The sequence below is a fragment of the Prevotella intermedia ATCC 25611 = DSM 20706 genome, from assembly GCF_001953955.1.
In the GTDB taxonomy this organism is placed as follows: Bacteria; Bacteroidota; Bacteroidia; order Bacteroidales; family Bacteroidaceae; genus Prevotella; species Prevotella intermedia.
In genome coordinates this window covers 979,824-1,004,105 of record NZ_CP019300.1, presented here as the reverse complement: position 1 = coordinate 1,004,105, position 24,282 = coordinate 979,824, and the positions used below count along the sequence as shown (strand labels likewise).

Here is a 24,282-nt window from a genome sequence, read left to right as displayed (position 1 = left end):
TTTCAGCGTTGTATAATAAGTATTTAATGATACTCTTAAAGACTTTAATTTAAACGCAAAGTTATAAAAAAAATGAGAAATAGATATGTCTTTCTTCAAGAATTACTATTTGGTAGTTCATTTAATTCTATGATCGAAAACCTTGATACATACAAGACTGGCTTCTGAAACCGATTTTGTGCTATCAGTATAAAGAAATTATACTGACTTCACATTACTTTACAAACAAAGAAAAACTAAACTATTTGATATGATTTTAAGATTATCATGAAATTGTTTAACACGTTTCTGATTTACCTTTAAGAAAGGTTCGACAGTAAATTATGGGAGATTTGATTTCCTTCTTCTTATTGTTGGTAGATACGGAAAAACTTTTTAGTTTTGTAAAGATTATTCGTTAGGAAAACTACAATTTCGATTTGGCATTGCGAAAGCGGCTCTTTTGCGATGCAAAACAGCCGCTTTTACCGTGCAAAACCTACGCTTTTGGAATGCAAAACAACAGGTTTTGCAATACGTTGATAAACAAACAGTTACACGATAGACAGGTTTGTGAAAAATATTTACAGTTTTATCGTCTTCTTTTTGTTCATTAAGCAGGTTATCGGCCTTAAACTTCTACTGTTCCATAATATGCCTTTGCTGTATCACGAGTGGACTACGAAAGTCTTTCTTGTATGTATAAAGAAGGAGCGAACCGATTTAAAAGAATTGCTGTTTAAGCATTGGGTGTTCTACGAAGTATCTCGTCGCGACACTCTTCCATCAGCCATTTGGGGGTGCTGGTAGCTCCACAGATACCGACGGTTCGTACATTCCTGAACCATTCCATATCTATTTCGTCGGCACTCTCCACCTGATGCGAGTTTGGATTTACGCTCAGGCATTCGTGGAACAGAACTTTTCCGTTGGAACTCTTGCGCCCTGCAACAAAGAGAATAAGGTCGTGCTTCGCAGCAAACAACGAAATGTTCGGCATTCGGTTAGCTACCTGCCGACAAATGGTATCGAAACTACGGAACTTGGCGTTCTCGGAGATATGTTCTTGTATATACTCGATGATGCGATGAAACTCGTTCAAACTCTTCGTTGTTTGCGAATAAAGGTATATATCGCGGTTGAAATCGAGTTGCTGCACATCTCCAAACTTCTCTATCACAATGGCGTTGCTGTGCGTCTGCCCCACCAAGCCCAACACTTCGGCGTGTCCCAGCTTTCCAAAGATAACGATTTGCGATGCGGTAGCTTTCTTTCTATCTTTCAACTCCGTTTCCAAGTCTACCTTTTCAAGGTCGCACGCAACGCTATTGCCGTTCTTTTCGTATTGATTCTTTATGCGTCGCTGCAACGCCAACACCACAGGGCAAGTGGCATCGATTATCTCTATGTTGTTCTTCCGTGCCAACTCGTAGGTTTCGGGAGGCTCGCCGTGTGCCCGAAGCAACACTGTTGCATTGTGAAGTTCGCACAACTGGTCGTGGTTAATGGTTATCAGCCCACGTTTGGCAAGCCTTTCCACCTCCATACTGTTGTGTACTATATCGCCAAGGCAATACAACTGCCTTCCTTTTTCTAATTCCTCTTCGGCTTTTTTTATGGCTGTCGTAACGCCAAAGCAGAAGCCGCTGCCTTCATCTATTTCAATTTGAAGCATTGTTGCTATTCACTTTTATTTTAACTGCTCCTTCGCGACCTGTATATTCAGGCGCATAAGCGCATTGTGCGGTGCACGTTCCCGACTGATAAACGCCCTCACGGTCTACAAAATACTCTGTTTCCACAACGTGAGTTCCCTTTGCCATCATATCGAAATAATAGTTTGTGCAGTAGTCTTTCGGTGCTATGTAGTAGCCACCGTATTGGTATCCGCTGATTTGCGATACAGGTTCAAGACACGCTGGACGCTTGTCGGAAACCTGAACAAAGTCATAATCACGGTCTGCCACAATGGTTATGCGCACCACAACCTTATCGCCAACCTTTGCCTGAACGGCATCTTTTGCATTGTTGTTGCTGTTTCGCACAAACAATTCGCGCTTTACGGTAAGTCCTGCATTGTTTGCCTTTATCTCTGTAACAGGCTGGAAGAACTGCGCATAGACTGCTCCCCAGCTTGTTCCGCTGCTTGTTTTCTCTACGGTAAACGTGTTTGCAACTTGCTTGCCTTCGCTTTCGTTATGTGAATTAACTGCCACTGGCTTTGTTACCTTCACATATCCCAAGCCTGCAGTAGCCTTTGGAAGTTCCATAACCTTTCCGTCGAGTTTCAATACGCTCGCTTCGCCATTGTCCATCGTCCACTGTCCGTTGTTCATAAATGCCCAAATAGCATTTACAGAGTTCACTGGCGTATCCCAAGCCTGCGTGCGTTTCGACTGCAAAAGCCAACGTTGCAAGTCTTCAATCGTTTGTTTGTCGGTCGGAGCAATCGTCTTAAACGATTCTATCGCAGCTACTTGCGTTGGTATTTTATAGTCGAACCAACTGTAATAAGCCTTCCGCGTATCGAAATATCTGCCCATTTCCTCCTTGTAAACAGTATATTCCTTGATGCTCTGCAGATATTCTTTTGCTTTCTGAACTTGCTTATACTGCTGCAAGATAACCGCCGTGTTTGCCTTGCCATATATTGTTAAATCGACAGGCTTCTTTGCCAACAAGTCGATAAGATAGGTTATATCTGCCGTTGTCTTGCGTTTTGCCAACGCATTGCTATACAGATAGTCGCAAAGCGCATCAGAAGGGAAGATATTCTTGTATCCCTTGCGTTGCAAACGTTTCATCTCTGCAACACGTTCAGCCACTTCTCTGTCTAAGAAAGCAAAGGCTGAGTTCAGTATATCTTCCGTTTCCTCGTCTTTTTCGCCCATCAACACGTTCAAGCGGGTTAAGGTTTTCACCACTTCAACCGTCATATAGAAACTGCCTGGCATTTTCTCCCACCAAGAGAAAGAGCCATTGGGGTTCTGTAATCTGCCAAGTCTTTCGATTGTAGACGACAGGTTGTACTTTATCTGATTATCATCAAAGAAACGCACAAGCGTTTGCTTCTGCTCGCTTTCGTTCTTTGCTTCCATTACCCAAGGCGTTTCTTTAAGGGCAAATTCCTTCAAGTCTTGGTTCTTTTCCAATGCCGACATCATAGAAGTTTCGTTTCCTTGCTCGTTTCTCCAGCTTTCAATGGTCTGTCGTATCTTAGGCGACGTCTTCAAAATCTTATTCGCCAAGCTGTTGGCATAGTAGGCTGACACCAAGCTAATGGCGTTTAGCTCGTTCGCATCAGCAACATACGGCAAGGCTTGTATCATCAACCAATTTGGATTATTGGTATATTCAACCGTCAATCGTTGGTCTGTAGTGTTTGTTGGGAACAGTTTTGTAAGGTCAATGCGCTTCTCTCCTGCCTTGTTTTGCGTAAATGGATAGGTATTAACCACGTATTCGCGATTTGGAAGCACTGCCAAATATTGCTGTTCGCCGTCCGAATAATCATCGCCACTGGCTACGATGCGCACGATAAGCATACTTTGGTCGGCAATAGAGAGCTTGTTTGCACCTTCTTCCGACAGCAAACTTGCCAACGAGAACGTTGCCGTTGTTGTCGCATTCGCCTCTAAAGCATAGTCTTTACTATCTGTGTAGAGCACCTTTTCGGTTTCAGCATCAAGTATTTCTATGGTTGCCTTGCCCTTAACAGCCTTATCTGACGAGTTAAAAATACGTGTCGATAGCATTGCTTCATCGCCCATACGAACAAAACGAGGCATATTGGGCTGCACCATTACCGTCTTTTTGGCTACCACTTCGTCGGTTAGCATACCATAATTTATGTCTTTGTCGTGTGCAAGTCCCATAAAACGCCAAGTTGTAAGGCTCTCTGGCAGCGTGAACTTAATGCTTACATTGCCGTTGGCATCGGTATTCAAGCGGGGATAGAAGAACGCTGTTTCGTTCAAATTCTCACGCATCTGAACGTTATTAGTAGCTCTTTTTACAACACCAGAAACAGAGTCGGCAACAGCATAGTCCGCCTCTGCCTCATTACGAATGGCTGAATCTTCTTTTATAACAGGTGCGGTGAATTTAACAGAACTACGTGCTTCTTCAGATTTACGAGACTCTGCATCATCTGATTTTACAACTGCCATCATTTCCATCTTTGCATAAGCCTTGGTTTCTGCACGACTTCCATAACCCCTGATAAAGATTTGTTGTTTTTCAAAGTTATCTACAAAGCGTGTATCAAACTTAGCAAGCGACAGCAGAGGTAGACTCAAAGACTTATAATTGGCGAGCCTACTGAGGCTTAAAGATGAATAAATCATTTTACTCCAGTCAATATAGCTCGGGAAATTGTTACTGTATGCTGGCTCGAAGTACCACGAGTGTTCGTCTATCTGGTCAAGACTCTTGTCGTAAAGCGTTGCCATGAGCTGCGCCTTTGCAGGTTTTCCGTCAGGATAGGTTATGTTAAGCGTCCATTCTTCTTTCTGTCCGGGCAGCAAAAGATTACGGAAGGTAGTCCACTTCACGTTCAAATGTCTATCGGGCATAGGGCGTGCAATACTTTCATTGTGCTTATACAGCTTGCCATTCTTCACCCATGCAAAGTTCACGACAATGCCATCGCCATACTCTTCCTTATACGTAAGCTTCCATGTGGTAAGGCTATTGCTTTGGTCGATAGCCCCACTGTCAAGCACTTTATTGCCTGAGAAGATAGAATAAAGTACGTGCTGGTCGGCATCGGTGGCACCAAACTGCACGTAAACAGGCTTTCCGTCGCTTGGGAACTTATTTCCGCTTATATAGAACCAATCGTGTGTTTCTATAACAGGGCGTTTGTCTTCCATTGAGAACACAACGAACTCTTGCTCTAACGTATCGTTCTCGCAGATGGCTTGCAACATATAACGACCCGAACGCAGTGGTTTCAAGTCTACATCCTTATTGGCTTCCACTGTTGTATAATTGCCAAACGATGGCTTTTCCTTCTTATAAGGTGCTATGGCATAACGAACTTTCCCTTCAATAGGTTTGCCCGCAGCGTTCAAATAAGAGAATTTCAGCTGACGCAACTTATCTTTCAACACCTTATCGGGCATATTGCTCGTCAGCACTGTGGTCTTCGTGCCTAATGGCAACGATGCACTTGCCGACCGTGTTTCGCCTGCAAGGTCGGTTACATCGGTATCTACAACAAAGTTATAAAACTTTGCTGACCGCCAATAACCACGATTTGCCGACTTCTTACTTTTCTTTTCATCGGGGAATATGAAAGGTAATTCAATATCGAACTCACCCTTTTCATCGGTTATGGCTTTGCTTTCAAAAACTATCTCGCTGTTTTCATTACTATACCACCACCATAATACTGGGTTACGATTGACTGTGTATAACACCTCTGCACCCTGTACAGGCATACCCGAATAAGCTTTTGCACGTCCTTTCAGCTTGATAGTATCGCCAATGGCATATTTTTCTTTATATTCGTCTATCTCTACCGTAAACGTCGGACGCTTGTATTCTTCTACATTAAAGCTTACTGAAGTTCCATCTTCATCATTGGCATAGATAGAAAATGCTCCTGTGAGCAAACCTTTGGGCAACTCAAAATCGGCAGCAGCCGTACCAAACTCGTCGGTAACAACTTCTTTCGACACTACATCTTCATAGTTGGCATCGCGCAATGTAAGCTTTACAGTCTTGTTGGCAACAGCCTCGCTCTTCAATTCCTTATTGTTCTTCTTGTGAACAAGGAGCGAAGCGTGCACAGTTTGCCCAGGACGGTACACTTGCCTATCAGTAAAGAGGTCGTAAACCTCGAATTCTATTCTTTCCTTACCGTAATAATAATTTGTTCTAATGAACGAGTTAGGGCACGCTTTGTCCGTATTGGTAGAGACATATACTTCGTCTGGTTCGTGCTCACCATAATTGTAATAAGCCTCGCCACGCTCATTGGTCTCAACATATCTTATAACGGGCGGTTGTTTGTAGTAGCCACGCTTCTTCAGCTTTAGCTTAGCATTGGGTATAGGTTGCCCTGTTGTTGAATTAACCACTACATACCGTATCTTGCTTGCGGGCTGTTCTTCTGCTATTACATACAAGTTGGTAACGTAATAGAGTTCGTATTGTGGGGCTAACCGATTGTTCGACGATGCCAACTCGAACAGATAGACACCTGCATCTAAGCGAGGGAGTTCCAACGAGTCCTCAATTACCTCGTAAGGAGCATTGCCTGAATATGTGCGCTTTACGGTCTGCGCAGTAGCAGGCAACAGTTTCGTCTTTATTTTTGCTAAACTATTAGAGTTGCGGGGCGATAAATTATCGTCGCCCGTCAGCGTTGTGCGCGTTATGGTCAGCGTTAAATCGTTGATATTCCTAATCTTAACATCTTTCAAGATTCGCTCCTTATGAGGCGCACCCACATTTTCTGATACCCACATTTGGAACATTGGGGCAGTAAGGGCTTCGCGTTCGTTGCGCAGATAGTTGGTGTTTTTCCACGTTCCCCAACGTTTCAAGGCATTATCTATATATTCGATGCGTTGCTTTACATCTATCTCCTCTTCGTCTTTCAAGTATTTGTATTTCGCTACTGCCACATTTCCACATACAGGCAAGTCGCCATAGAGCGCAATGAGCGAATCTAAAGCCTCCTTGTTGTTTTCTTCTTTTACACCCATATAGGCACTGTAACAAGCTGCCTCGCGGTTTCCCACCGATGTGTAATACTTGCTTGCTTTGTCGTACTGCCCTGCTTCGAAAGCAATAACGTGGAGAAGGTCGTTCTTGAAGATGGCGTCGTCCTTTCCTTCTTTTATCAACGGTGTGTACTTACTACACTGAACACCTGCCAACAAGGCTGGATTTGCCATCGCTTTATCGAAATAACCAGCAATCAACTCGTCTTTGTCCTCATCGTATTTAAAGATTCTGCCCAACGCACAGTTGTAAACAGCATACAACACCTTGTCTGTTGTCTCGGCTTTAGCGCAAAGTTTCTTCAAACGAGCCTTTTCCGAATCAACCGAATCGGGCGATATTCTCGTCTGCAAACTTGAGGTCAGCAACTCGGCTGCCAACAAGTTGCCGTACGATTTCTCTTTTTGAGCCTTGCTTATAATATTCTTTAAGACACTTATTTGTGTCTTGGGCAAGTCTTTTCCCCTTGCTATATCTACTTGTTTCCACAACTCAGCGTAGCTCTGTGCAAACAAATTGAATGACACCATAAATAATAATGTAAGTACAGTTAATAGTTTTTTCATAACCTTCTCTGCTTTAGAAATAACTAAAATATATGCCAGCAGTTGCTTTGAATGGTTAGGAACGTGATAAACCGCACCCCTACACCTCTCTCTGCTGCTTGTTGCATCGCGACCGCCTCCACTTGTAGGGGCGTGATTTATCACGTTCCTATCGGCAAAGAGCAAGTCTTTATATGGTACAAAGATACGCCTTTTATATTATAAAAGATGAGAAAGTAGGATTTTTCGTTACGAAAAATGATATTTTTTAATAGTTTTTCAATATCTTTGTAAATAGAAATATTTCACACACATTGCATCATCGCAGTGCCTAAACAAACACATTGGAATATGACAATTGTAAACATCGCCCTCATTCTATTTACGGTGCTCTGCATAATATGGCTGGCAAAACGAACGAAAATAGCCCGAAGCAAACCACAAAAATACGTGGAGCCTTTGCCATACAAGCCCTTAAGCCTCAGCGAAGTTAAGGAATTCTACACCGATGGCGAACTTCTGTGTCGTGCAGGCTACCTACACTACCATTTAGACATAGCCAACGCAATAGACGAAGACGAGGAAGGACTGTTCTTAGGCTACGCCAAAGCCGATCCACAACACGCCGAGCGCATTTGCATTTACGACCTTCAGCACACCGAACGAGGACATATAGACAACCAAACCAACCTATACCACAGTCTTTCTGCCCGCAAGCAGGCTGCCGTATATGGCTTTTTGCTGCACAGCGAAGCAAAAGGATACTACGGAGAAGTTTGTGTAAAAGTGAGATAGACAAGCTAAAAACAAGCGATAATTATGTAAAGATTTTTTATAAACATATCTCTCGTGTAACAAGCTCGTTATCAACGCTTTATAAAACCTATTGTTTTGCGTTCCAAAAGCGTAGGTTTTGCACGGTAAAAGCGGCTCTTTTGCATTGCAAAACCTACGCTTTCGCAATGCCAAATCGAAATTACCGTTTTCCTTATAAATTATCTTTACAAAATCAGAGTTGTTTCCCTGCTTTTTCAAGGTGAAATATAAAGGCGTAATTTACTACATTCCGCATATCCCATCTGGCTTTTGCGTAGGTGGCAAGAACGTGATAAATTGCGAACTTGCATTGCTTTCAAACGTTCCTTTTCACATGTGCTTCACGATATACTCAAACTTGTCGAAACGGCGGAAGCCCATACTTTCTATTTGTTTTCTGCTTTCTTCTTGCGCTGCCTCTGTATTATAATAAGGTATTAACGGCAAACGAACGAGTGTTTTATCTGCATATCCGTTTTCTGCAAGCCACTTTAGATTGCTCGTAACCAAAGCGTTGCCTTGCGTAGTGTAGGCTTTGTAGGTTTGTTCGTCCATATCCTTGACATCGACTACAAACTCCTTGACAAGCGGTGCAACCATTTCCAACTGCTTCAAAGGCACGTTCAACGATGTTTCCAATACAATGTTCCACTCGGGATTCATAATTTTTGCAAACTTCACGATGAACTTGCTGTGTAATAAAGGTTCGCCTCCGCCAAAGCAAATGCCTCCACCTGTTGCCATAAAATAAAGGTCGTCTATCTCCACCTCGCTGTAAAGCTCGCTCGGTGTAATGGTTCTCAACACTCCATCGGGCGAGAAACATTGCGGATTCAGACAATACTTGCAATGCAACGGACATCCGTGAAAAGCCACAAGAGTAGTTACACCATCGCCATCGGTAGTCAGTCGGTGGCGATTAATGCCGATTATGGGTGCTTTTACTTCTTGCATTTCTTCTTATGCGACTTGTATTTAGGTGTCGTTCGGTTGTAAACATCGTCTCCATTGCGTGTAACTACTACGCCTGACAGTACAACTTCGCCCAATAAAACTTGTTCGTCAGATTCTAAAACGATGGTTCTGTTCTTCCTATCCAACAAGTCTTTTGCCTTGACAACCTTGCTTTTCAAGCCAATATAGGATATTTCCAAGCTCGCATCTTGGGGGACTTTTACAGCAAAATTTACCATCTAAGTCAGTTGCAAGCCCCTTCTGCGTTCCCAAAACTATTACCGAAGCCCTTATCAGGGGTTCTTTGTCTTCTTTGAAAATCAAACAACCACGCACCACGATAGCATCTTCTGCTCCTTCGGAAAGGTCTTTCACGGCAACGCTATCTAAGGCATTAACTTGCGGAACGGAAGTTTTCAGGCTGTCTTTATTTATGTTCTGAGCCTCAACTTGCGCAGGAACAACCATTGCACACAAGCCTGCTGCAATACCACCTATCTTTACAGCGAAGCCATTGCGCTGCTTGCGCTTGAGTTCGTCCTCTAAATAGCGTATCTCTGCTTCGCACGCAGGACAAGTTCCCTTACATTCGCCTTTAAAATTACACTCTTTCGGAACGTAACGAATACTGTTTGCATCGGCTATCTTTTGGCGAATATCTTTCAAAACCTTGCAAGTCGATTTACCTTTATTCATAAGTCAGATGTTTTTAAAGCCTTCCTCTATTCCCCTAACAGTAGAGATATTGGGACTGTAAAACTACAAATAATATTTCAAAAGACAAAGAAAGATGAGTGCAAAAGCGTCAAAACGTCAGCATTTTCGCCAATTTGTCAGACCTTTACACATAGGAACGAGGTTTGATAGATAAGAAGCAGAACATAAAAATGAAAGGAACGAACTATGACATTAGACAAATTTACAATTAAAGCGCAAGAAGCTATACAAGCCGCAGTAGCTTTAGCAAGTCGCAACAGCCAACAGGTGATTGAGCCATTGCACATTCTTGCAGGCGTAATGGAAAAGGGAAAAGACGTGGTAAACTATCTTTTTCATAAGTCGGGCATTAATCTGCAAGTTGTAGAAAGTGCCGTACAAAACGAGGTTAGCCGCTTGCCGAAGGTATCAGGAGGCGAACCTTACTTCTCTCCCGATGCAAACAAGGTGATGCAAACAACGATGAGCGAATCGCAGAAAATGGGCGATGAGTTCGTAAGCATAGAACCTTTGTTGCTCGCACTCTTAACTGTGAACTCAACAGCAAGCCGCATTTTGAAGGACGCAGGCTGTACGGAGCAAACTATGAGAGCAGCCATAACAGAACTTCGACAAGGCGCAAAGGTGCAAACACAAAGCGGCGACGAGAACTATCAGGCGTTATCGAAATACGCACGCAACTTGGTGGAAGACGCACGGGCAGGAAAACTCGACCCGGTAATCGGCCGTGATGAAGAAATACGCCGTGTATTGCAGATTCTTTCACGAAGAACAAAGAACAATCCTATACTTATCGGCGAGCCGGGTACGGGTAAAACCGCCATTGTAGAGGGGTTGGCAGGACGTATTATCCGTGGCGACGTACCCGAAAACCTGAAAGACAAGCAACTCTACTCGTTGGATATGGGTGCGCTGGTGGCAGGTGCGAAGTACAAAGGCGAGTTCGAGGAACGACTGAAAAGCGTCATCAAGGAGGTTACAAATGCTGAAGGCAACATCATTCTCTTCATCGACGAAATCCATACGCTCGTCGGAGCTGGTGGCGGAGAGGGAGCAATGGACGCTGCCAACATACTAAAGCCTGCCCTTGCACGAGGCGAACTGCGTGCCATCGGTGCGACAACGCTCAACGAATATCAGAAGTACTTCGAGAAAGACAAGGCACTCGAACGCCGTTTCCAAACCGTTATGGTGGACGAACCCGATGAAATAGACGCCATTTCCATACTTCGAGGATTGAAGGAACGCTACGAAAACCACCACAAAGTGCGCATTCAGGACGATGCCTGCATTGCTGCCGTGCAACTTTCGGAGCGTTACATATCGGATAGATTCCTACCCGACAAAGCTATAGACTTGATGGACGAAGCCGCAGCAAAGCTTCGTATGGAGCGCGACTCTGTTCCTGAAGAGTTAGACGAGATAACACGCCGACTCAAACAGCTGGAAATAGAACGCGAAGCCATTAAGCGTGAAAACGATACCGAAAAGATTGCACTGTTAGACAAGGAGATTGCCGAACTGAAAGAGCAGGAAACAAGTTTCAAGGCGAAGTGGGAAAGCGAGAAAAACTTAGTGAACAAAATCCAACAAGACAAGGAAGAGATTGAACACTTGAAGTTTGAGGCGGACAGAGCAGAGCGCGAAGGCAACTACGAGCGTGTTGCGGAAATCCGTTACTCTCGTTTGAAAGCGTTGGAAGACGACATCAAGAGCATACAACAGCAGTTGCAGGCAACGCAAGGTGGCGATGCTATGATTAGAGAGGAAGTTACGGCTGAGGACATTGCAGAGGTTGTGAGCCGATGGACGGGCATTCCCGTTACAAAAATGCTGCAAAGCGAACGCGAAAAGCTGCTCCATCTCGAAGAAGAGCTGCACAAGCGTGTCATCGGACAAGAAGAAGCCATCACTGCAGTAGCCGATGCGGTGCGACGTTCGCGTGCTGGATTGCAAGACCCAAAGAAGCCAATAGCGTCTTTCATCTTCCTTGGAACAACGGGTACAGGTAAGACCGAGTTGGCAAAGGCGTTGGCAGAATACTTGTTCAACGATGAAACGATGATGACGCGTATAGATATGAGCGAGTATCAGGAGAAGTTCAGCGTATCACGCCTTATCGGTGCGCCTCCGGGGTACGTCGGTTACGACGAAGGAGGGCAACTTACGGAAGCCGTTCGACGCAAGCCGTACTCTGTGGTGTTATTCGATGAAATAGAAAAGGCGCACCCCGATGTGTTCAATATTCTGCTGCAAGTGCTCGACGATGGACATCTGACAGACAATAAGGGGCGTGTGGTGAACTTCAAGAACACCATTATCATTATGACATCGAACCTTGGGTCGCAATATATCCAACAGGAATTTGCCAACCTCACAGAGGAAAACCGACAGGAGACTATCGACAATGCACGCGACATCGTGATGGAAATGCTGAAACAGAACATTCGTCCAGAGTTCCTGAACCGTATCGACGAAACGATAATGTTCCTCCCACTCACGCAAAGCGAGATTTCAGAGATAGTAACCTTGCAGCTCAACCGTGTAAAGGCAATGCTTGCACCGCAAGGTTTCGCATTGAATTGGACAGACAATGCGGTTGCTTACCTTGCCAAAGTGGGCTACGACCCTGAATTTGGCGCCCGTCCTGTGAAGCGAGCCATACAGCGTTACGTACTGAACGACCTTAGCAAGGCAATACTTGCCGAGACCGTGAGCCGAGAAAAGCCTGTCATCATCGACGACTTCAGCGATGGTTTGGTGTTCCATAACTAACGAAAAAGGTTAAGGAGTTAGAGGAAATAGACTTCCCTTCTAACTCCTTTTTCTTGCCTTTCAACCTCTTTCCAACCACCTTTTTATATATACGCTGATACCCTATCACGAGAGTGAATAAAAAATATGACGTCATATTTACCAAAATATGACGTCATATTTTTCTGAAGATGATATCATATCAGTCCGAGCACCTAAAGATTGAGTCAAAAAACATATAATATCTCTCCCCGATTTAATCTTTAAAAACTCCCATTTTATTTTGATTAATGTATGAATTAACGTACCTTTGCGAACGTTTTAGTTAAGCCAAATGAGCAACGCCAAACTTGTTTGAGCAATGCCGTGGCGATAAAACGCACTTTTTGAGGAACGAAAAAAGAACAAATATAAAGAATAGAAGCAATATGAAATGTCGGAACTGCCACACAGAAGTGAACGAAAAAGAACAGCAATGCCCTCATTGCGGTGCACCTTTACATAACGATAAAGACGAACCTACCATTGGTCGCGCGTTGGTGATATTCATCATTATAGGCACCGTTTTCCTTGTCGGCTTCGGCTTTTTCTATTATTTCAACCACAAGAACGACCCCAAATTCACCCTTACTTCGATAGAACCCGATTCTAATTTAGCAGAAAAAAACGCTGTCAAGTTAGATACTCTGGTGCGCGATATGCTGTCGAAAGACTCATTAGAAGACGAAGAAGCAAAGCAAGCCGAGAAGGTTTTGAACAGTATTCGAGGGAAACGAAACAAACGTAACGGCTCGAACAGCAAGCAAGAATCGAGCGAAGAAGCCGCACCCGTAATTGTACCGTCTAACCCCGACGGCAACAATGCAGCACCAACCGTAGCACCTGTTACACCCTCTGCGCCGAAACCACACATAGAAAAGATTGAGATAAGGTAATAGAATTTCTACACGTGGGGTACAAACCTACTTGCAGGAAATAACTTCCACAACGATACAGCGTCCGTTTTCCACCCGAAAGCGGACGTCTTTGTTTTCAAACAGCATTCCGTAAATGCGATTGGCGTCGTGCTGATAGTGCGGACGCGGATCTTGTGCGAGCAGTTTCGACAGGGTCTTAATCTCTTCCTTGCCGAAGAAATCGTTTATGCTGTCGGGCAATTCCACCGCCAACGGCTCCCAATCATAAGTATCCGTGTATCCGCCGCGCACCCCTGTGTGTGCATCGACGTATGGCAAGTAGGGCTTAACATCGTAGATGGGCGTCCCGTCCATCAAGTCAGCCCCCGAAACCTCTATGATGCCTTTGCCAACCTTTGCAATTCGCACCGACGACAAGCCCAAACCGTTCGGTCGGAACGGTGAGCGTGAAGCAAAGACGCCAACCTTTTCGTTGCCTCCCAAACGTGGCGGACGCACCATAAGGCTGTCGTCCTCATTCCACTTCTTACCTCCAACAGGTTCGTTCGCCGAGAAACCCCATATCAACCAAACATAATCGAAACCTTCCAAACCACGCAAGGCATCTTCACTGTTGAATTTCGGTTCAAAAACAATGCGTCCTCTCAACTCGCTTACCAATCCGCTTTGGCGCGGAATACCAAACTTCGTGGTAAACGGAGAACGAAAATAAGCTATCGGTTCTATTTCTTTCATACCACAAATGTACATAAAAAAACGCAAAAACAAAGACACGGATCAATAATTATTGCAATTTTTATTGACAACTAATGCAGCCTTTGCTATTTTTTACTTATCTTTGCGACTGCATTAAACCGAAATTTGCAAAATCGAAACAAAACTTTACCTTTAGAATAACATACAACTAAGGATATGGAAAATAAAGAAAAACAAAACATTGAACTTCCTGAAAACGCCTTCCGAGAACTGAAAGAGGGCGAGGAATATCAACCCGTGATGAGCCCGAACAAGGTTTATCCAGAAGTAAGTACGTGGTCTGTAACTTGGGGATTGGTAATGGTGGTGCTGTTTTCGGCAGCTGCTGCCTACTTAGGACTTAAAGTCGGACAGGTATTCGAGGCTGCCATACCGATTGCCATCATTGCCATTGGTATGTCGTCGGCTACCAAACGCAAGAATGCGTTGGGCGAAAACGTCATCATTCAGAGCATCGGAGCTTGCTCGGGTGCAGTTGTTGCAGGCGGTATCTTCGTTATGCCTGCCATTTACATGCTCGAATTGCAAGCCGACTTCTTCCAAATATTCATTGCAGCAGCGTTGGGCGGCATCTTGGGTATTCTTTTCTTAATCCCGTTCCGTAAGTATTTCGTTAAGGAACAGCACGGCAAATACCCCTTCCCCGAAGCTACGGCTACGACACAGGTGCTTGTGAGCGGCGAGAAAGGTGGCAGTCAGGCGAAGCCATTGTTGCTTGCAGGTCTTGTAGGCGGTCTTTACGACTTCAGTGTGGCTACGTTCGGCTGGTGGAACGAAACCGTTACAAGCCGTATGATTGGCTTTGGCGAAACCATAGCCGACAAGGCAAAACTTGTCTTCAAGGTAAATACAGGTGCGGCAATCTTAGGCTTGGGCTACATCATCGGTCTGAAATATGCCTTCATTATCTGTATGGGCTCGCTCGCAGTGTGGTGGTTGATAGTTCCCGGAATGGCTCTCCTGTTCCCCGATACCGTGCTGAACCAATGGGACCCAAGCGTGATTGCCACGGTGGGTAGTATGTCGGCTGAAGAGATTTTCAAGAACTACGCTCGCTCTATCGGTATTGGCGGTATTGCAATGTCGGGCGTTATCGGCATCGTAAAGTCGTGGGGCATCATCAAAAGTGCAGTCAGCTTGGCCTCAAGAGAGATGAAGGGCAAGGGTGCAGACCAAGAAGAAGCGATAAGAACGCAACGCGACATTTCGTTTAAGATAATTGCTTTCGGTAGTATTACAACTTTGGTGATAACCTTCTTGTTCTTCTACTTTGGCGTAATGCAGTTCAACTTGTTGCACGCCGTTGTTGGCATCGTACTCGTGGCACTGATTGCCTTCCTCTTCACCACGGTTGCAGCAAATGCCATTGCCATTGTCGGTTCCAACCCAGTGTCGGGTATGACGCTGATGACGCTTATCTTGGCTTCCGTGGTTATGGTAGCTGTCGGACTGAAAGGCAATTCGGGTATGTTGGCAGCATTGCTGATGGGTGGTGTGGTATGTACCGCCTTGTCGATGGCAGGTTCGTTTATCACCGACTTGAAGATTGGTTACTGGCTCGGTACCACACCCAAGAAGCAGGAAACGTGGAAGTTCCTCGGCACTATCGTATCGGCAGCAACCGTTGCAGGTGTAATGATAGTGTTGGACAAGACCTACGGTTTCAATTCCGGACAGCTGGCAGCACCGCAGGCAAACGCTATGGCAGCCGTTATAAAACCATTGATGAGCGGACAGGGTGCGCCTTGGATTCTTTACGGTATAGGTGCTGTCCTTGCATTGGTGTTAGACCGTTGCAAAGTGCCTGCACTGGCTTTCTCGCTCGGTATGTTCATTCCTATTCAGCTGAACATTCCTTTAATTATAGGTGGTGCGGTGAACTGGTATGTTACAACACGTTCTAAGGACGAGCAAATCAACAAGTTACGTGGCGACAAGGGCACGCTCATAGCATCGGGCTTCATTGCGGGCGGTGCGCTGATGGGTGTTGTTTCTGCGCTGATTAAGTTCTTCGGCATCGAGTTCGACCATGCCGAATGGTGGCAAAACCACCTTTCTGAACTTCTCGCACTTGTTGCTTACATCGCTTTAATACTCTACTTTATTGCGGCAACAAAACTTTCAGACAAGGAAAAAGAAGCGTAAATATAAATTGGAATAATCAATGTATCGTAATCCCTTCCTAATAGTTGGTCTTTGTTTAGTACTCACTTCTTGTAGCATAGGTGGTATATTCACCGACTATAATAAGTTAAGTAAACAGGAAAAAGACAACGTAGTAACCTACAAAGGCAATATCTCTGAGATACAAGATTACACAAAGCTCTATAAAATAACTGCAGAGCAAGTAAGACAATATATTCGAGAAAAGAAGAATGTTGTTGTCTACGATTATATTCCTTTTTGTAAAGCTGAGACTTGTATATCTCCTTATGTGTTTATAAATGCGGTAACCGCCAAAGGGTATGCTCCCTTGATTATAACAAACACATATCTTGACGCTTTTATAGCTGTTGGAAAAGATTTTCCGCTACACATCATAGATAACTCCAAATATAACACAAAGGTTCGAGGAAAGTACACCGAACGCTTTTATCAAGATTTATTAGGAGTTTCTTTAAAGTCAATAAACTATGCCTCCTATCATCTTTATAAAGATGGGAAGTATATAAAAAGCTATAAGAACAGCAAGGATATTCAGTAAACAACATAGAAAGAGAGTGTATTTAGCAAATACATTCTCTTTTTTTATTTATCATTCATTCCACCACAAAGGTGTAGCAAGAACCTCTATTGAAACGCCCTCCCCTCACAACAACCTTTTCCTACCACCGTCATTTCGCACGTTTTATTCTCATTCTAAACAACTTACGCTCGCAAAAGTTTTTCTCCACTAAATTACTTACGTGTAAATAATTCTTTCTTTATGTGTAAGTAAATATTTATTTACGTGTAGAAAAATATTTCTCTACGTGTAAATAATTCTTCTGACAAAACTTTCGGCAGATACAACAAACGATTGTTGCGCCTTTTCTTGGCTATATCGTACGAATATTGTAATTTTGCAGTGGTTATCAAAATGATAATTAAGGGGTGCTTGTTCGTTTGAACTTGCTGAGAATAGACCCATAAACCTGATACGGATAATGCCGTCGTAGGGAAACTCCCCTTCTATTTTATTATTCAAAATACATAATATGAAAAAACTATTGGTATTTGCAGCATTGACTTGTGCAACGAGTGTGCAAGCTCAAAAGGTAGATACATTGGCAAGCCAAGAACTGCAAGAAGTGATTGTTGCAGGAGTCAGAGCACAAAAGAATGCTCCGTTCGCCGTTGCCAACATTAAAAAGACAGAACTATCGAACTTCTCAAAGACTGGGCGCGAACTGCCTTTCCTCTTTGCACACACACCCGGCGTATTTGCATGGGGCGAGAATGGACTCGGAACGGGTACGGCAGCTATGCGTATTCGTGGTGCAGGCGGCAGTCGCATCAACATAACGCTCGACGGCGTATCGCTCAATTCGCCCGAAGACCAAACTGTTTTCTGGGCGAATATGAACTCTTATGGCGCACTGATGAGCAGCGTGCAGATTCAGCGCGGTATCGGCACATCGACCAATGGCGACGGAGCGTTTGGCGGTTCTATCTCGTTGGCAACAGCAACGCCCAACCAACAGCCTTCGGCAGAGGTGAGTGGGTCGTTCGGAACATACAATACATACAACACTGGCGTGAAATTCTCAACGGGTTTGCTTGGCAGCCATTTCGTATTCGACGGTGCTTACCACGAAACAGCTACCGATGGATTTCTTCACGGAACAGCAGGTAGGTCGGGTTCTTACTATGGCGGGCTCACATACTTAGGCGATAACTTCCAAATAAGATATAAGAACATAGGTAATTTCGAGAAAACAGGACAGGCTTGGAACGGTGTTGTGGCTGGAAACAACGACGCATCGTTGATGGGTAGCGACATAAAAACCTACAAAGACTTGTACGAACGTGGTTTGGGACGCTTTAATCCGCTCTACGAAGGTTTGGTGTTCGACTACGACAAATGGACTTTTCCAACCGATGCGAATGGGAAATACCAAACCTACCGCTATAAAATGGACAATGGAAGCTATTGGGAGAAGACAACCGACAACTTCTATCAGAACCACAACATACTCTCGGCAGTATGGAAGCCCAACACTGCTTGGTCGCACAACATAGCCTTGCACTACACCTACGGACACGGATACTACAACGAGTTCCGTCCTAACAACAAGTTCAACAAGTTCGGTCTTACTGCAACCGATAAGAACGGAAAGGCTGTTAAGCGCAGCGACTTCGTCAGAAAGAAAGGCTTAACCCAGCACACTTACGGCATTCTCTACAACGCAAACTACAAGAACGACAGTTGGGACGTGCTCGGAGGCATCAACCTGCAACAGTTCCGTGGCAGCCACTTCGGCTATCTGACATACGTTGCAAACAAAGGTCAGGTGCAAGACTTTACTGGTTTGAAGTACTACGACTCGGACGGCAACAAGAACGATTACAGCTTTTTCGCAAAAGCAACCTACCATTTGTGCAGCAATTGGGATTTGTTTGCCGATGTGCAGTATCGCTATGTGAACTACAAAGCCGATGGAAAGAACGATAAGTTCTATGCATTGGAAGATGGAAGCTACACAAACCAGATACTGAACATCAACAAAAGCTACAACTTTGTGAACCCCAAGGCGGGCATCAGCTATCACAATGGCAGAAACAAGGCTTATTTGTCGATGGCATACGCAAGCCGTGAGCCCGAGCGCAACAACTTTACCGACAACGGAAAGTATCCTGCACCAAATGCAGAGCACCTTCTCGACATCGAATTGGGCTACCAATATGCCAGCAACAACTGGCACATAGGCACCAATCTCTACTATATGGGCTACAAAGACCAATTTGTTCAGACTGGAGAGCAGAGCGATATAGGCGAAAATCTTACTACTAACGTGAAAGATTCCTACCGTATGGGAGCCGAATTAACTGCAGGCTGGAACGCCACATCGTGGTTTACACTCGAAGGAAATGCAGCTTTGAGCATCAACAAGATTAAGGATTTCGATGAGTTTGTGGACAATTGGGACAACAGCAAGATGCCTTTGAAAGTGCATTACGACAATTCCACCCTTGCTTTTTCGCCTTCAGCTATTCTCAATGGCTTTATGAATTTCCACTATAAAGGGGCACAACTCGTTTGGCATACGAACTATGTAAGCCGCCAATACTTGGATAACTCCGAGAACAAAGACCGTTCGCTGCCTGCTTTCTCGCAGACAGACATAAACCTCAGCTATGCCTTGAACACAGGCAAGAAGCTGAATTGGCTGAAGGAAGTTCTGTTCGGACTGAATTTCAACAACATTTTCAACAGCCATTATGCAGCAAGTGGCTGGGTTTACAGTGCAGTGAGCGAAAGCAATAAATATACCAACGACAAACGTTACTATCAAATAGGCTTTATGCCAATGGCAGGATTTACGATGATGGGTAACATTACGTTGAAGTTCTAAAACAAAAAACCTCTCTTCGAAATCATCGAAGAGAGGTCGATTTATGCAATAAGAAAAAGGCTAAATGCTGAACAACATTATTCAATACTTTCAGGAATCCGACACTTACCAAGTATTAGATGTGGTTGGAACCATCATCGGGCTTGTTTATATCTATCAGGAATACAAAGCAAGCATTTGGCTTTGGTTCACAAGTATTGTGATGCCTGCGGTCTATACCTTTGTTTATTACGAAGCAAAGCTGTACGCCGACTTCGCTATGCAGATTTATTACATCATCGTATCTATCTATGGCTTCCTCTATTGGCAATTCGGCAAAAGGCAAAAAGACGATAAAGAGTTGCCCATAACAAGGTTTCCGAAACGAAAAATCATACCTACAATGGTGCTTTTCTTAGCTTTATGGGGTGCTGTTTACTATATTTTGATTACTTTTACCAACTCGAATGTACCTGTATTGGATAGTTTCGGCAATTCGTTAAGCATTATCGGGCTATGGGCTTTGGCTAAGAAATACTTGGAACAATGGTGGATTTGGTTTGTGGCAGATATAGAACTGTCAGCCCTCTACTTCTATAAAGGCATACCATTCACGGCTGCGCTCTATGCGTTTTATGCCTTTATTGCCATTGCAGGCTACTTTAAGTGGAAGCGAATGATGCAGACAACCGTGCAAACAAGTAAAGAAGAACAATGAAAGAACAAAAGACCGAATACGATGTTGTAATACTTGCGGCTGGCGATTTCCCCACCGATGTAACCGCAATGCGTATTCTGCGCAACGCCAAACATTTGATAGCCTGCGACGGAGCAATAGAAGAACTGTTGGAAATGGATATTGAACCCGAAGTAATTGTGGGTGATGGGGACTCTGTTTCAGCAACGACAAAGGCGAAATATCAACACATCTTCCATACCATTGAGGAACAAGAGTATAACGACCTCACCAAAGCAACAAAGTATGCGTTGCAACATTTCAATCTTCCAGATGCTCCTACATTCTGCTATCTTGGTGCAACAGGAAAGCGGGAAGACCATACCTTGGGCAACATTGCACTGCTTATACATTATTATAAGCAACTGAACATAGTGCCAACAATGGTTACAAACTATGGCTGGTTTACTGTTTCGCAAGGGAAAACAACCTTTGCTACCTTTCCGAAACAACAAGTAAGCATCTTTCAGATAGGTTGTAAGCACATAGAAAGCGAAGGATTGAAATGGAACATCTACCCTTTCAGCGAGTTATGGCAAGGTACATTGAACGAAGCAGTGGGAAATTCGTTTACCATTGACAGCGATTCGGCTTACTTGGTTTATCAAACCCATAAGCCGAAAGAATAGTTCTTAAATAACAAGGATATACTTACGATTTCAGCTTAAACGAATTTTCAATCGTTGAAAGTTCGGCAATGAAGCCCTTATCTACCTGCAATCGCTTCTCGATTTGCGAACAACTGTGAAGCACGGTGCTGTGGTCGCGTCCTCCAACAAGTTTACCAATACGGCTTGCAGGCATTTTCGTGTGCTTCTGCGCTAAGTACATACTCACCTGACGGGCAAGTACAATCTCCTGTTTGCGTGAGCGTGAGTTTACAGCATTTACGGTAACGTTGAAGTGCGAGCAGACTTTGTCGATTATTTCATCGAGTGTCAAAGGCTCATCGTCGATTTTTACCGAACGCTTAATTACTCTTTCAGCCAAGCGCATATCAATGTTGCTGTTATAAACCACACTGTAAGCCAGCAAAGAGTTGATTACTCCCTGCAAATCTCTTACACTTCCATTTGCTGTCTGTGCAATAAACTGAACAACATCGTCAGGGATATTCAATCCGTCGCGCTTGATTTTACTGTTCAGAATATCCACACAAAGCTGCACATTAGGCTTTTCGAGCTCGGCAATAAGTCCGCAAGCGAAACGTGTAAGCAAGCGTTCGTTCATACCTTTGAGTTCCACAGGCGGACGGTCGGAAGCAAGAATGATGCGCTTTCCATTCTTAAACAAGTGATTGAAGATGTGGAAGAACGTGTCTTGCGTCTTGGTTGCAGTCATCCATTCTTGAATATCGTCGACGATTAAAACATCTATTGTTTGATAGAAGTTGATGAAATCGTTGGTCGTATTATTCAAAACAGAATTTGTGTACTGCACTTGGAACAGACGAGCAGATATATACAACACACGCTTTTGTGGGTAAAGCTGCTTTATACGCAGACCTATCGCATTGATAAGGTGGGTTTTTCCACAACCCGATGGACCATAAATGAACATCGGATTGAACTGTGTGGTATTCGGGTGTTCTGCTATTGACAAGCCAATAGAACGTGGCAGCTTGTTGCTATCGCCTTCAATGTAGTTTGAAAACGACTTGTGCAAGTCTAACTGTGGGTCTATTTCTTGGAGAGCAACGTCTAATGGTGTCGGACTTTGGTTGGCACGATTGGTCGGCAATTGCGTTTCTACATTATCAACTGTTTCCGATTGTATGTCCTGTGTAAGGTTGTGCGCCTTGTCGGTAACAATTCTGTACTTCAGCTGAACGCCTTTGCCATATATACGAGTAAGCACTTTGCTCAACAAATCAACATAGTTTTCCTCCAAGTACTCGTAAACGAACGGACTCGGCACCTGTACCAATAGGATATTGGTAGCCGCATCGAACGCTTCGAAGGTAATTGGCTTGAACCATGTTGTAAACTGCTGCTCGGTTACATTATCTCTGATAAGTTGAAGACACTGCTCCCAGAGCGCATTGGGTTGAACTTTCATGCTTTTAATATATATCTAAATTTTTGCTTATTAGTAAATAAATCAAATCGTTTTCCTTATTTAAAGGCAGTTGCAAAGTTAGTAAAAAAAAGTCAGACTAAAAATTAATCCGTGAACTAAAATATTATGTTGAATTACGCTAAAGTCTTATTCGCTTGGTGCTTAGCGCATCTTTACCTTTTCAAGCAAGCAGAAATACTTTTGTGTATATCCAACTTCTTATATATCAATAACTTACATCACACTTTAAGGTATATTCAAATAAAGTATGAAACATTATTTTTTGACTCCAAAAAGACTGATTGTCAATTGGGTTACAATACCTATTTAAAGCGTGGAACTTTAACTTTCATATTTAGACTTATTTTAAATAGACACATAATTGTTGCATTTTTCCAACGTTATTTCTGCACCTTTAAAAAGCCATTATCTTGGTTTAATAAAAGGTTATTAAAAGAACAATTTTCTTCCTTTTTATTCGAAGCAAATGCTGAAAACATCATTGATTTTGTAAAGATAATTCTGTTAAAAACTGGTAACTGCGCTTTGACGTTACGAAAGCGGCTCTTTTGCGATGCAAAACCTACGCTTTTACCGTGCAAAACAGCCGCTTTTGGAATGCAAAACAATAGGTTTTATAACGCATTGATAATAAAAGCATTACACAATAGACACGCTTGTGAAAAATATTTACAGACTTATGACCTTTTTCCTGTATATACAAATGGCTTAAAAAAATAATGGCGAACAGAATTTGTTACGTTCTGTTCGCCATCTTTTACCTATCAGGGTTGTTTCTTACTTGTTTTTTCGTCCAAATATAGAGAAGTGAACGTATCGTTTCGGGTTGGCTTTCAGGTTCACTACCAAGCTATCGACATTGCGCAAAGTGCTGTTTAAGTTGTTGTAAAGTGCAGGGTCGTTCATCAACAAGCCCATAGAGCCTTTGTTGCTGTTCAACGTTGCAGTCAGCTTATTAACTTCGTCGAGTGCCATATTCAGCTTAGCCGCTGTGGTTTGAATGTCCAACTCATTTACTTTATTGTTCAACGAAGTCATTAGAACATCTGCTCCTTTCATTGTAGAGCGTGCATCTGCAATACCTGCTTTGGCTTCTGTCATAACTCCGTTCGTATTGTCGAGCAAGCCATTTGCCTTCGATGTCATAGCAGGAAGCGACTTATTGAGCTGTGCAAGCAAGATGTTTAGCTGCTTACTCGATTTTGTCAAGTCACTGCTGATTTTATTTGCATTGTGCAAGGTGCCTGCCAATGCAGGGTCGGAAGTCAAAGCTACGATGTTTGTGAGTATGCTGTCGATTTTTGATATCATTCGCTGCACATCGGGAAGAGAATTTTTCACTTTTCCCAATATACCTCCACTGATATTACCAACAATGATTCCATCTTGCTTCAAATATTGTTTGGCATTGCCAAGAATAAGGTTTACCTTTACATTCCCCATGATATCGTTCTCTATTTCAGCGGTAGAGCCCATGGGGATTCGCATTTCTTTGTCGATAGCGACACTCACATTGATGGGCTTAGAGGGGTCTTCGTAATTGTAAACAATATCTTTTATGGTTCCTACTTTAAAGCCATTGGCATAAATTGGAGTGGTTGGTGTAAGTCCGTCCACGTTATCGAACTGCATATTATAGTGTATGTCAGATGCGTACAGGTTAAGTCCTTTTAGAAAATTCATTCCCCAAAAAAGAACTACAACGCCCACTATGGCAACCAATGCTATCTTTATTTCGGGTGTTACTAACTTTTTCATAA

The 24,282-nt window shown here is 43.6% G+C and carries 15 protein-coding genes, 1 pseudogene and 1 riboswitch; of the genes and pseudogenes, 9 read left to right on the top strand and 7 right to left on the bottom strand.

Going from position 1 to position 24,282, the window contains the following annotated elements; all coding sequences use genetic code 11:
- Nucleotides 1-718: 718 nt before the first annotated feature.
- Nucleotides 719-1,654, bottom strand: a complete 936-nt coding sequence (locus BWX39_RS04125; protein ID WP_028904802.1) for a 4-hydroxy-3-methylbut-2-enyl diphosphate reductase — start codon at nt 1,652-1,654, stop codon at nt 719-721.
- Nucleotides 1,641-7,280: an alpha-2-macroglobulin family protein gene (locus BWX39_RS04120; RefSeq protein WP_028904803.1), complete on the bottom strand. Its 5,640-nt coding sequence runs from the start codon at nt 7,278-7,280 to the stop codon at nt 1,641-1,643. The genes BWX39_RS04125 and BWX39_RS04120 overlap by 14 nt, the downstream gene beginning before the upstream one ends.
- Before the next feature lie 330 nt (nt 7,281-7,610).
- On the opposite strand from BWX39_RS04120, the gene BWX39_RS04115 reads away from it, so the two are divergent.
- Nucleotides 7,611-8,054: a hypothetical protein gene (locus BWX39_RS04115; protein WP_028904804.1), complete on the top strand. Its 444-nt coding sequence runs from the start codon at nt 7,611-7,613 to the stop codon at nt 8,052-8,054.
- Nucleotides 8,055-8,405: 351 nt separating this feature from the next.
- Here the strand turns inward: BWX39_RS04115 and BWX39_RS04110 are convergent, their stop codons facing one another.
- Together BWX39_RS04110 and BWX39_RS04105 are read right to left on the bottom strand one after the other, a co-directional pair.
- Nucleotides 8,406-9,029, bottom strand: a complete 624-nt coding sequence (locus BWX39_RS04110) for a radical SAM protein (RefSeq protein WP_028904805.1) — start codon at nt 9,027-9,029, stop codon at nt 8,406-8,408.
- Nucleotides 9,017-9,725: pseudogene (locus tag BWX39_RS04105) on the bottom strand (carboxypeptidase-like regulatory domain-containing protein). The gene BWX39_RS04110 and the pseudogene BWX39_RS04105 overlap by 13 nt, the downstream one beginning before the upstream one ends.
- Before the next feature lie 207 nt (nt 9,726-9,932).
- On the opposite strand from BWX39_RS04105, the gene clpB reads away from it, so the two are divergent.
- A complete protein-coding gene (gene clpB / locus BWX39_RS04100) occupies nt 9,933-12,521 on the top strand; it encodes an ATP-dependent chaperone ClpB (RefSeq protein ID WP_028904806.1) in 2,589 nt (862 codons plus the stop codon).
- Between the two features lie 407 nt (nt 12,522-12,928).
- Nucleotides 12,929-13,435, top strand: coding sequence for a zinc-ribbon domain-containing protein (locus BWX39_RS04095; RefSeq protein ID WP_028904807.1), 507 nt, complete (start codon nt 12,929-12,931; stop codon nt 13,433-13,435).
- A gap of 27 nt (nt 13,436-13,462) precedes the next feature.
- On the opposite strand, the gene tsaA is transcribed toward BWX39_RS04095, so the two are convergent.
- Complete coding sequence (gene tsaA, locus BWX39_RS04090) at nt 13,463-14,152, bottom strand: tRNA (N6-threonylcarbamoyladenosine(37)-N6)-methyltransferase TrmO (protein WP_028904808.1); 690 nt, start codon at nt 14,150-14,152, stop codon at nt 13,463-13,465.
- 177 nt (nt 14,153-14,329) lie between these two features.
- Between tsaA and BWX39_RS04085 the strand changes: the two genes are divergently transcribed.
- From BWX39_RS04085 to BWX39_RS04065, 5 genes are all read left to right on the top strand, one after another.
- Complete coding sequence (locus BWX39_RS04085) at nt 14,330-16,318, top strand: OPT family oligopeptide transporter (protein WP_028904809.1); 1,989 nt, start codon at nt 14,330-14,332, stop codon at nt 16,316-16,318.
- Nucleotides 16,319-16,337: 19 nt separating this feature from the next.
- Nucleotides 16,338-16,877, top strand: coding sequence for a hypothetical protein (locus BWX39_RS04080; protein WP_028904810.1), 540 nt, complete (start codon nt 16,338-16,340; stop codon nt 16,875-16,877).
- A 375-nt stretch (nt 16,878-17,252) separates the two neighbouring features.
- Nucleotides 17,253-17,351, top strand: a riboswitch (TPP riboswitch).
- 19 nt (nt 17,352-17,370) lie between these two features.
- Nucleotides 17,371-19,728 (top strand): TonB-dependent receptor, encoded by a 2,358-nt coding sequence (locus BWX39_RS04075; protein WP_028904811.1) that lies wholly within the window; start codon nt 17,371-17,373, stop codon nt 19,726-19,728.
- Nucleotides 19,729-19,792: 64 nt separating this feature from the next.
- The gene (gene pnuC / locus BWX39_RS04070) at nt 19,793-20,425 is read left to right on the top strand and encodes a nicotinamide riboside transporter PnuC (RefSeq protein ID WP_028904812.1); all 633 of its coding nucleotides are present in this window, start codon (nt 19,793-19,795) and stop codon (nt 20,423-20,425) included.
- Nucleotides 20,422-21,072, top strand: a complete 651-nt coding sequence (locus tag BWX39_RS04065) for a thiamine diphosphokinase (RefSeq protein ID WP_028904813.1) — start codon at nt 20,422-20,424, stop codon at nt 21,070-21,072. The genes pnuC and BWX39_RS04065 overlap by 4 nt, the downstream gene beginning before the upstream one ends.
- Nucleotides 21,073-21,094: 22 nt before the next feature.
- On the opposite strand, the gene dnaA is transcribed toward BWX39_RS04065, so the two are convergent.
- Nucleotides 21,095-22,501: a chromosomal replication initiator protein DnaA gene (gene dnaA / locus BWX39_RS04060; RefSeq protein ID WP_014710348.1), complete on the bottom strand. Its 1,407-nt coding sequence runs from the start codon at nt 22,499-22,501 to the stop codon at nt 21,095-21,097.
- 126 nt (nt 22,502-22,627) lie between these two features.
- Between dnaA and BWX39_RS12395 the strand changes: the two genes are divergently transcribed.
- Nucleotides 22,628-23,242 (top strand): hypothetical protein, encoded by a 615-nt coding sequence (locus tag BWX39_RS12395; RefSeq protein ID WP_036860230.1) that lies wholly within the window; start codon nt 22,628-22,630, stop codon nt 23,240-23,242.
- Nucleotides 23,243-23,299: 57 nt separating this feature from the next.
- Here BWX39_RS12395 and BWX39_RS04045 read toward each other — a convergent pair whose 3' ends face one another.
- Nucleotides 23,300-24,280, bottom strand: coding sequence for an MlaD family protein (locus BWX39_RS04045; protein WP_028904814.1), 981 nt, complete (start codon nt 24,278-24,280; stop codon nt 23,300-23,302).
- Between the last annotated feature and the right edge of the window lie 2 nt (nt 24,281-24,282).

Coding starts and splice junctions, on each gene's coding strand:
- pnuC (WP_028904812.1), top strand. CDS start 19,793: ATGCTGAACAACATTATTCAATACTTTCAGGAATCCGACACTTACCAA.
- BWX39_RS04110 (WP_028904805.1), bottom strand. CDS start 9,029: ATGCAAGAAGTAAAAGCACCCATAATCGGCATTAATCGCCACCGACTG.
- BWX39_RS04065 (WP_028904813.1), top strand. CDS start 20,422: ATGAAAGAACAAAAGACCGAATACGATGTTGTAATACTTGCGGCTGGC.
- BWX39_RS04120 (WP_028904803.1), bottom strand. CDS start 7,280: ATGAAAAAACTATTAACTGTACTTACATTATTATTTATGGTGTCATTC.
- dnaA (WP_014710348.1), bottom strand. CDS start 22,501: ATGAAAGTTCAACCCAATGCGCTCTGGGAGCAGTGTCTTCAACTTATC.
- tsaA (WP_028904808.1), bottom strand. CDS start 14,152: ATGAAAGAAATAGAACCGATAGCTTATTTTCGTTCTCCGTTTACCACG.
- BWX39_RS04125 (WP_028904802.1), bottom strand. CDS start 1,654: ATGCTTCAAATTGAAATAGATGAAGGCAGCGGCTTCTGCTTTGGCGTT.
- BWX39_RS04075 (WP_028904811.1), top strand. CDS start 17,371: ATGAAAAAACTATTGGTATTTGCAGCATTGACTTGTGCAACGAGTGTG.
- clpB (WP_028904806.1), top strand. CDS start 9,933: ATGACATTAGACAAATTTACAATTAAAGCGCAAGAAGCTATACAAGCC.
- BWX39_RS04080 (WP_028904810.1), top strand. CDS start 16,338: ATGTATCGTAATCCCTTCCTAATAGTTGGTCTTTGTTTAGTACTCACT.
- BWX39_RS04085 (WP_028904809.1), top strand. CDS start 14,330: ATGGAAAATAAAGAAAAACAAAACATTGAACTTCCTGAAAACGCCTTC.
- BWX39_RS04045 (WP_028904814.1), bottom strand. CDS start 24,280: ATGAAAAAGTTAGTAACACCCGAAATAAAGATAGCATTGGTTGCCATA.
- BWX39_RS04095 (WP_028904807.1), top strand. CDS start 12,929: ATGAAATGTCGGAACTGCCACACAGAAGTGAACGAAAAAGAACAGCAA.
- BWX39_RS04115 (WP_028904804.1), top strand. CDS start 7,611: ATGACAATTGTAAACATCGCCCTCATTCTATTTACGGTGCTCTGCATA.
- BWX39_RS12395 (WP_036860230.1), top strand. CDS start 22,628: ATGTTGAATTACGCTAAAGTCTTATTCGCTTGGTGCTTAGCGCATCTT.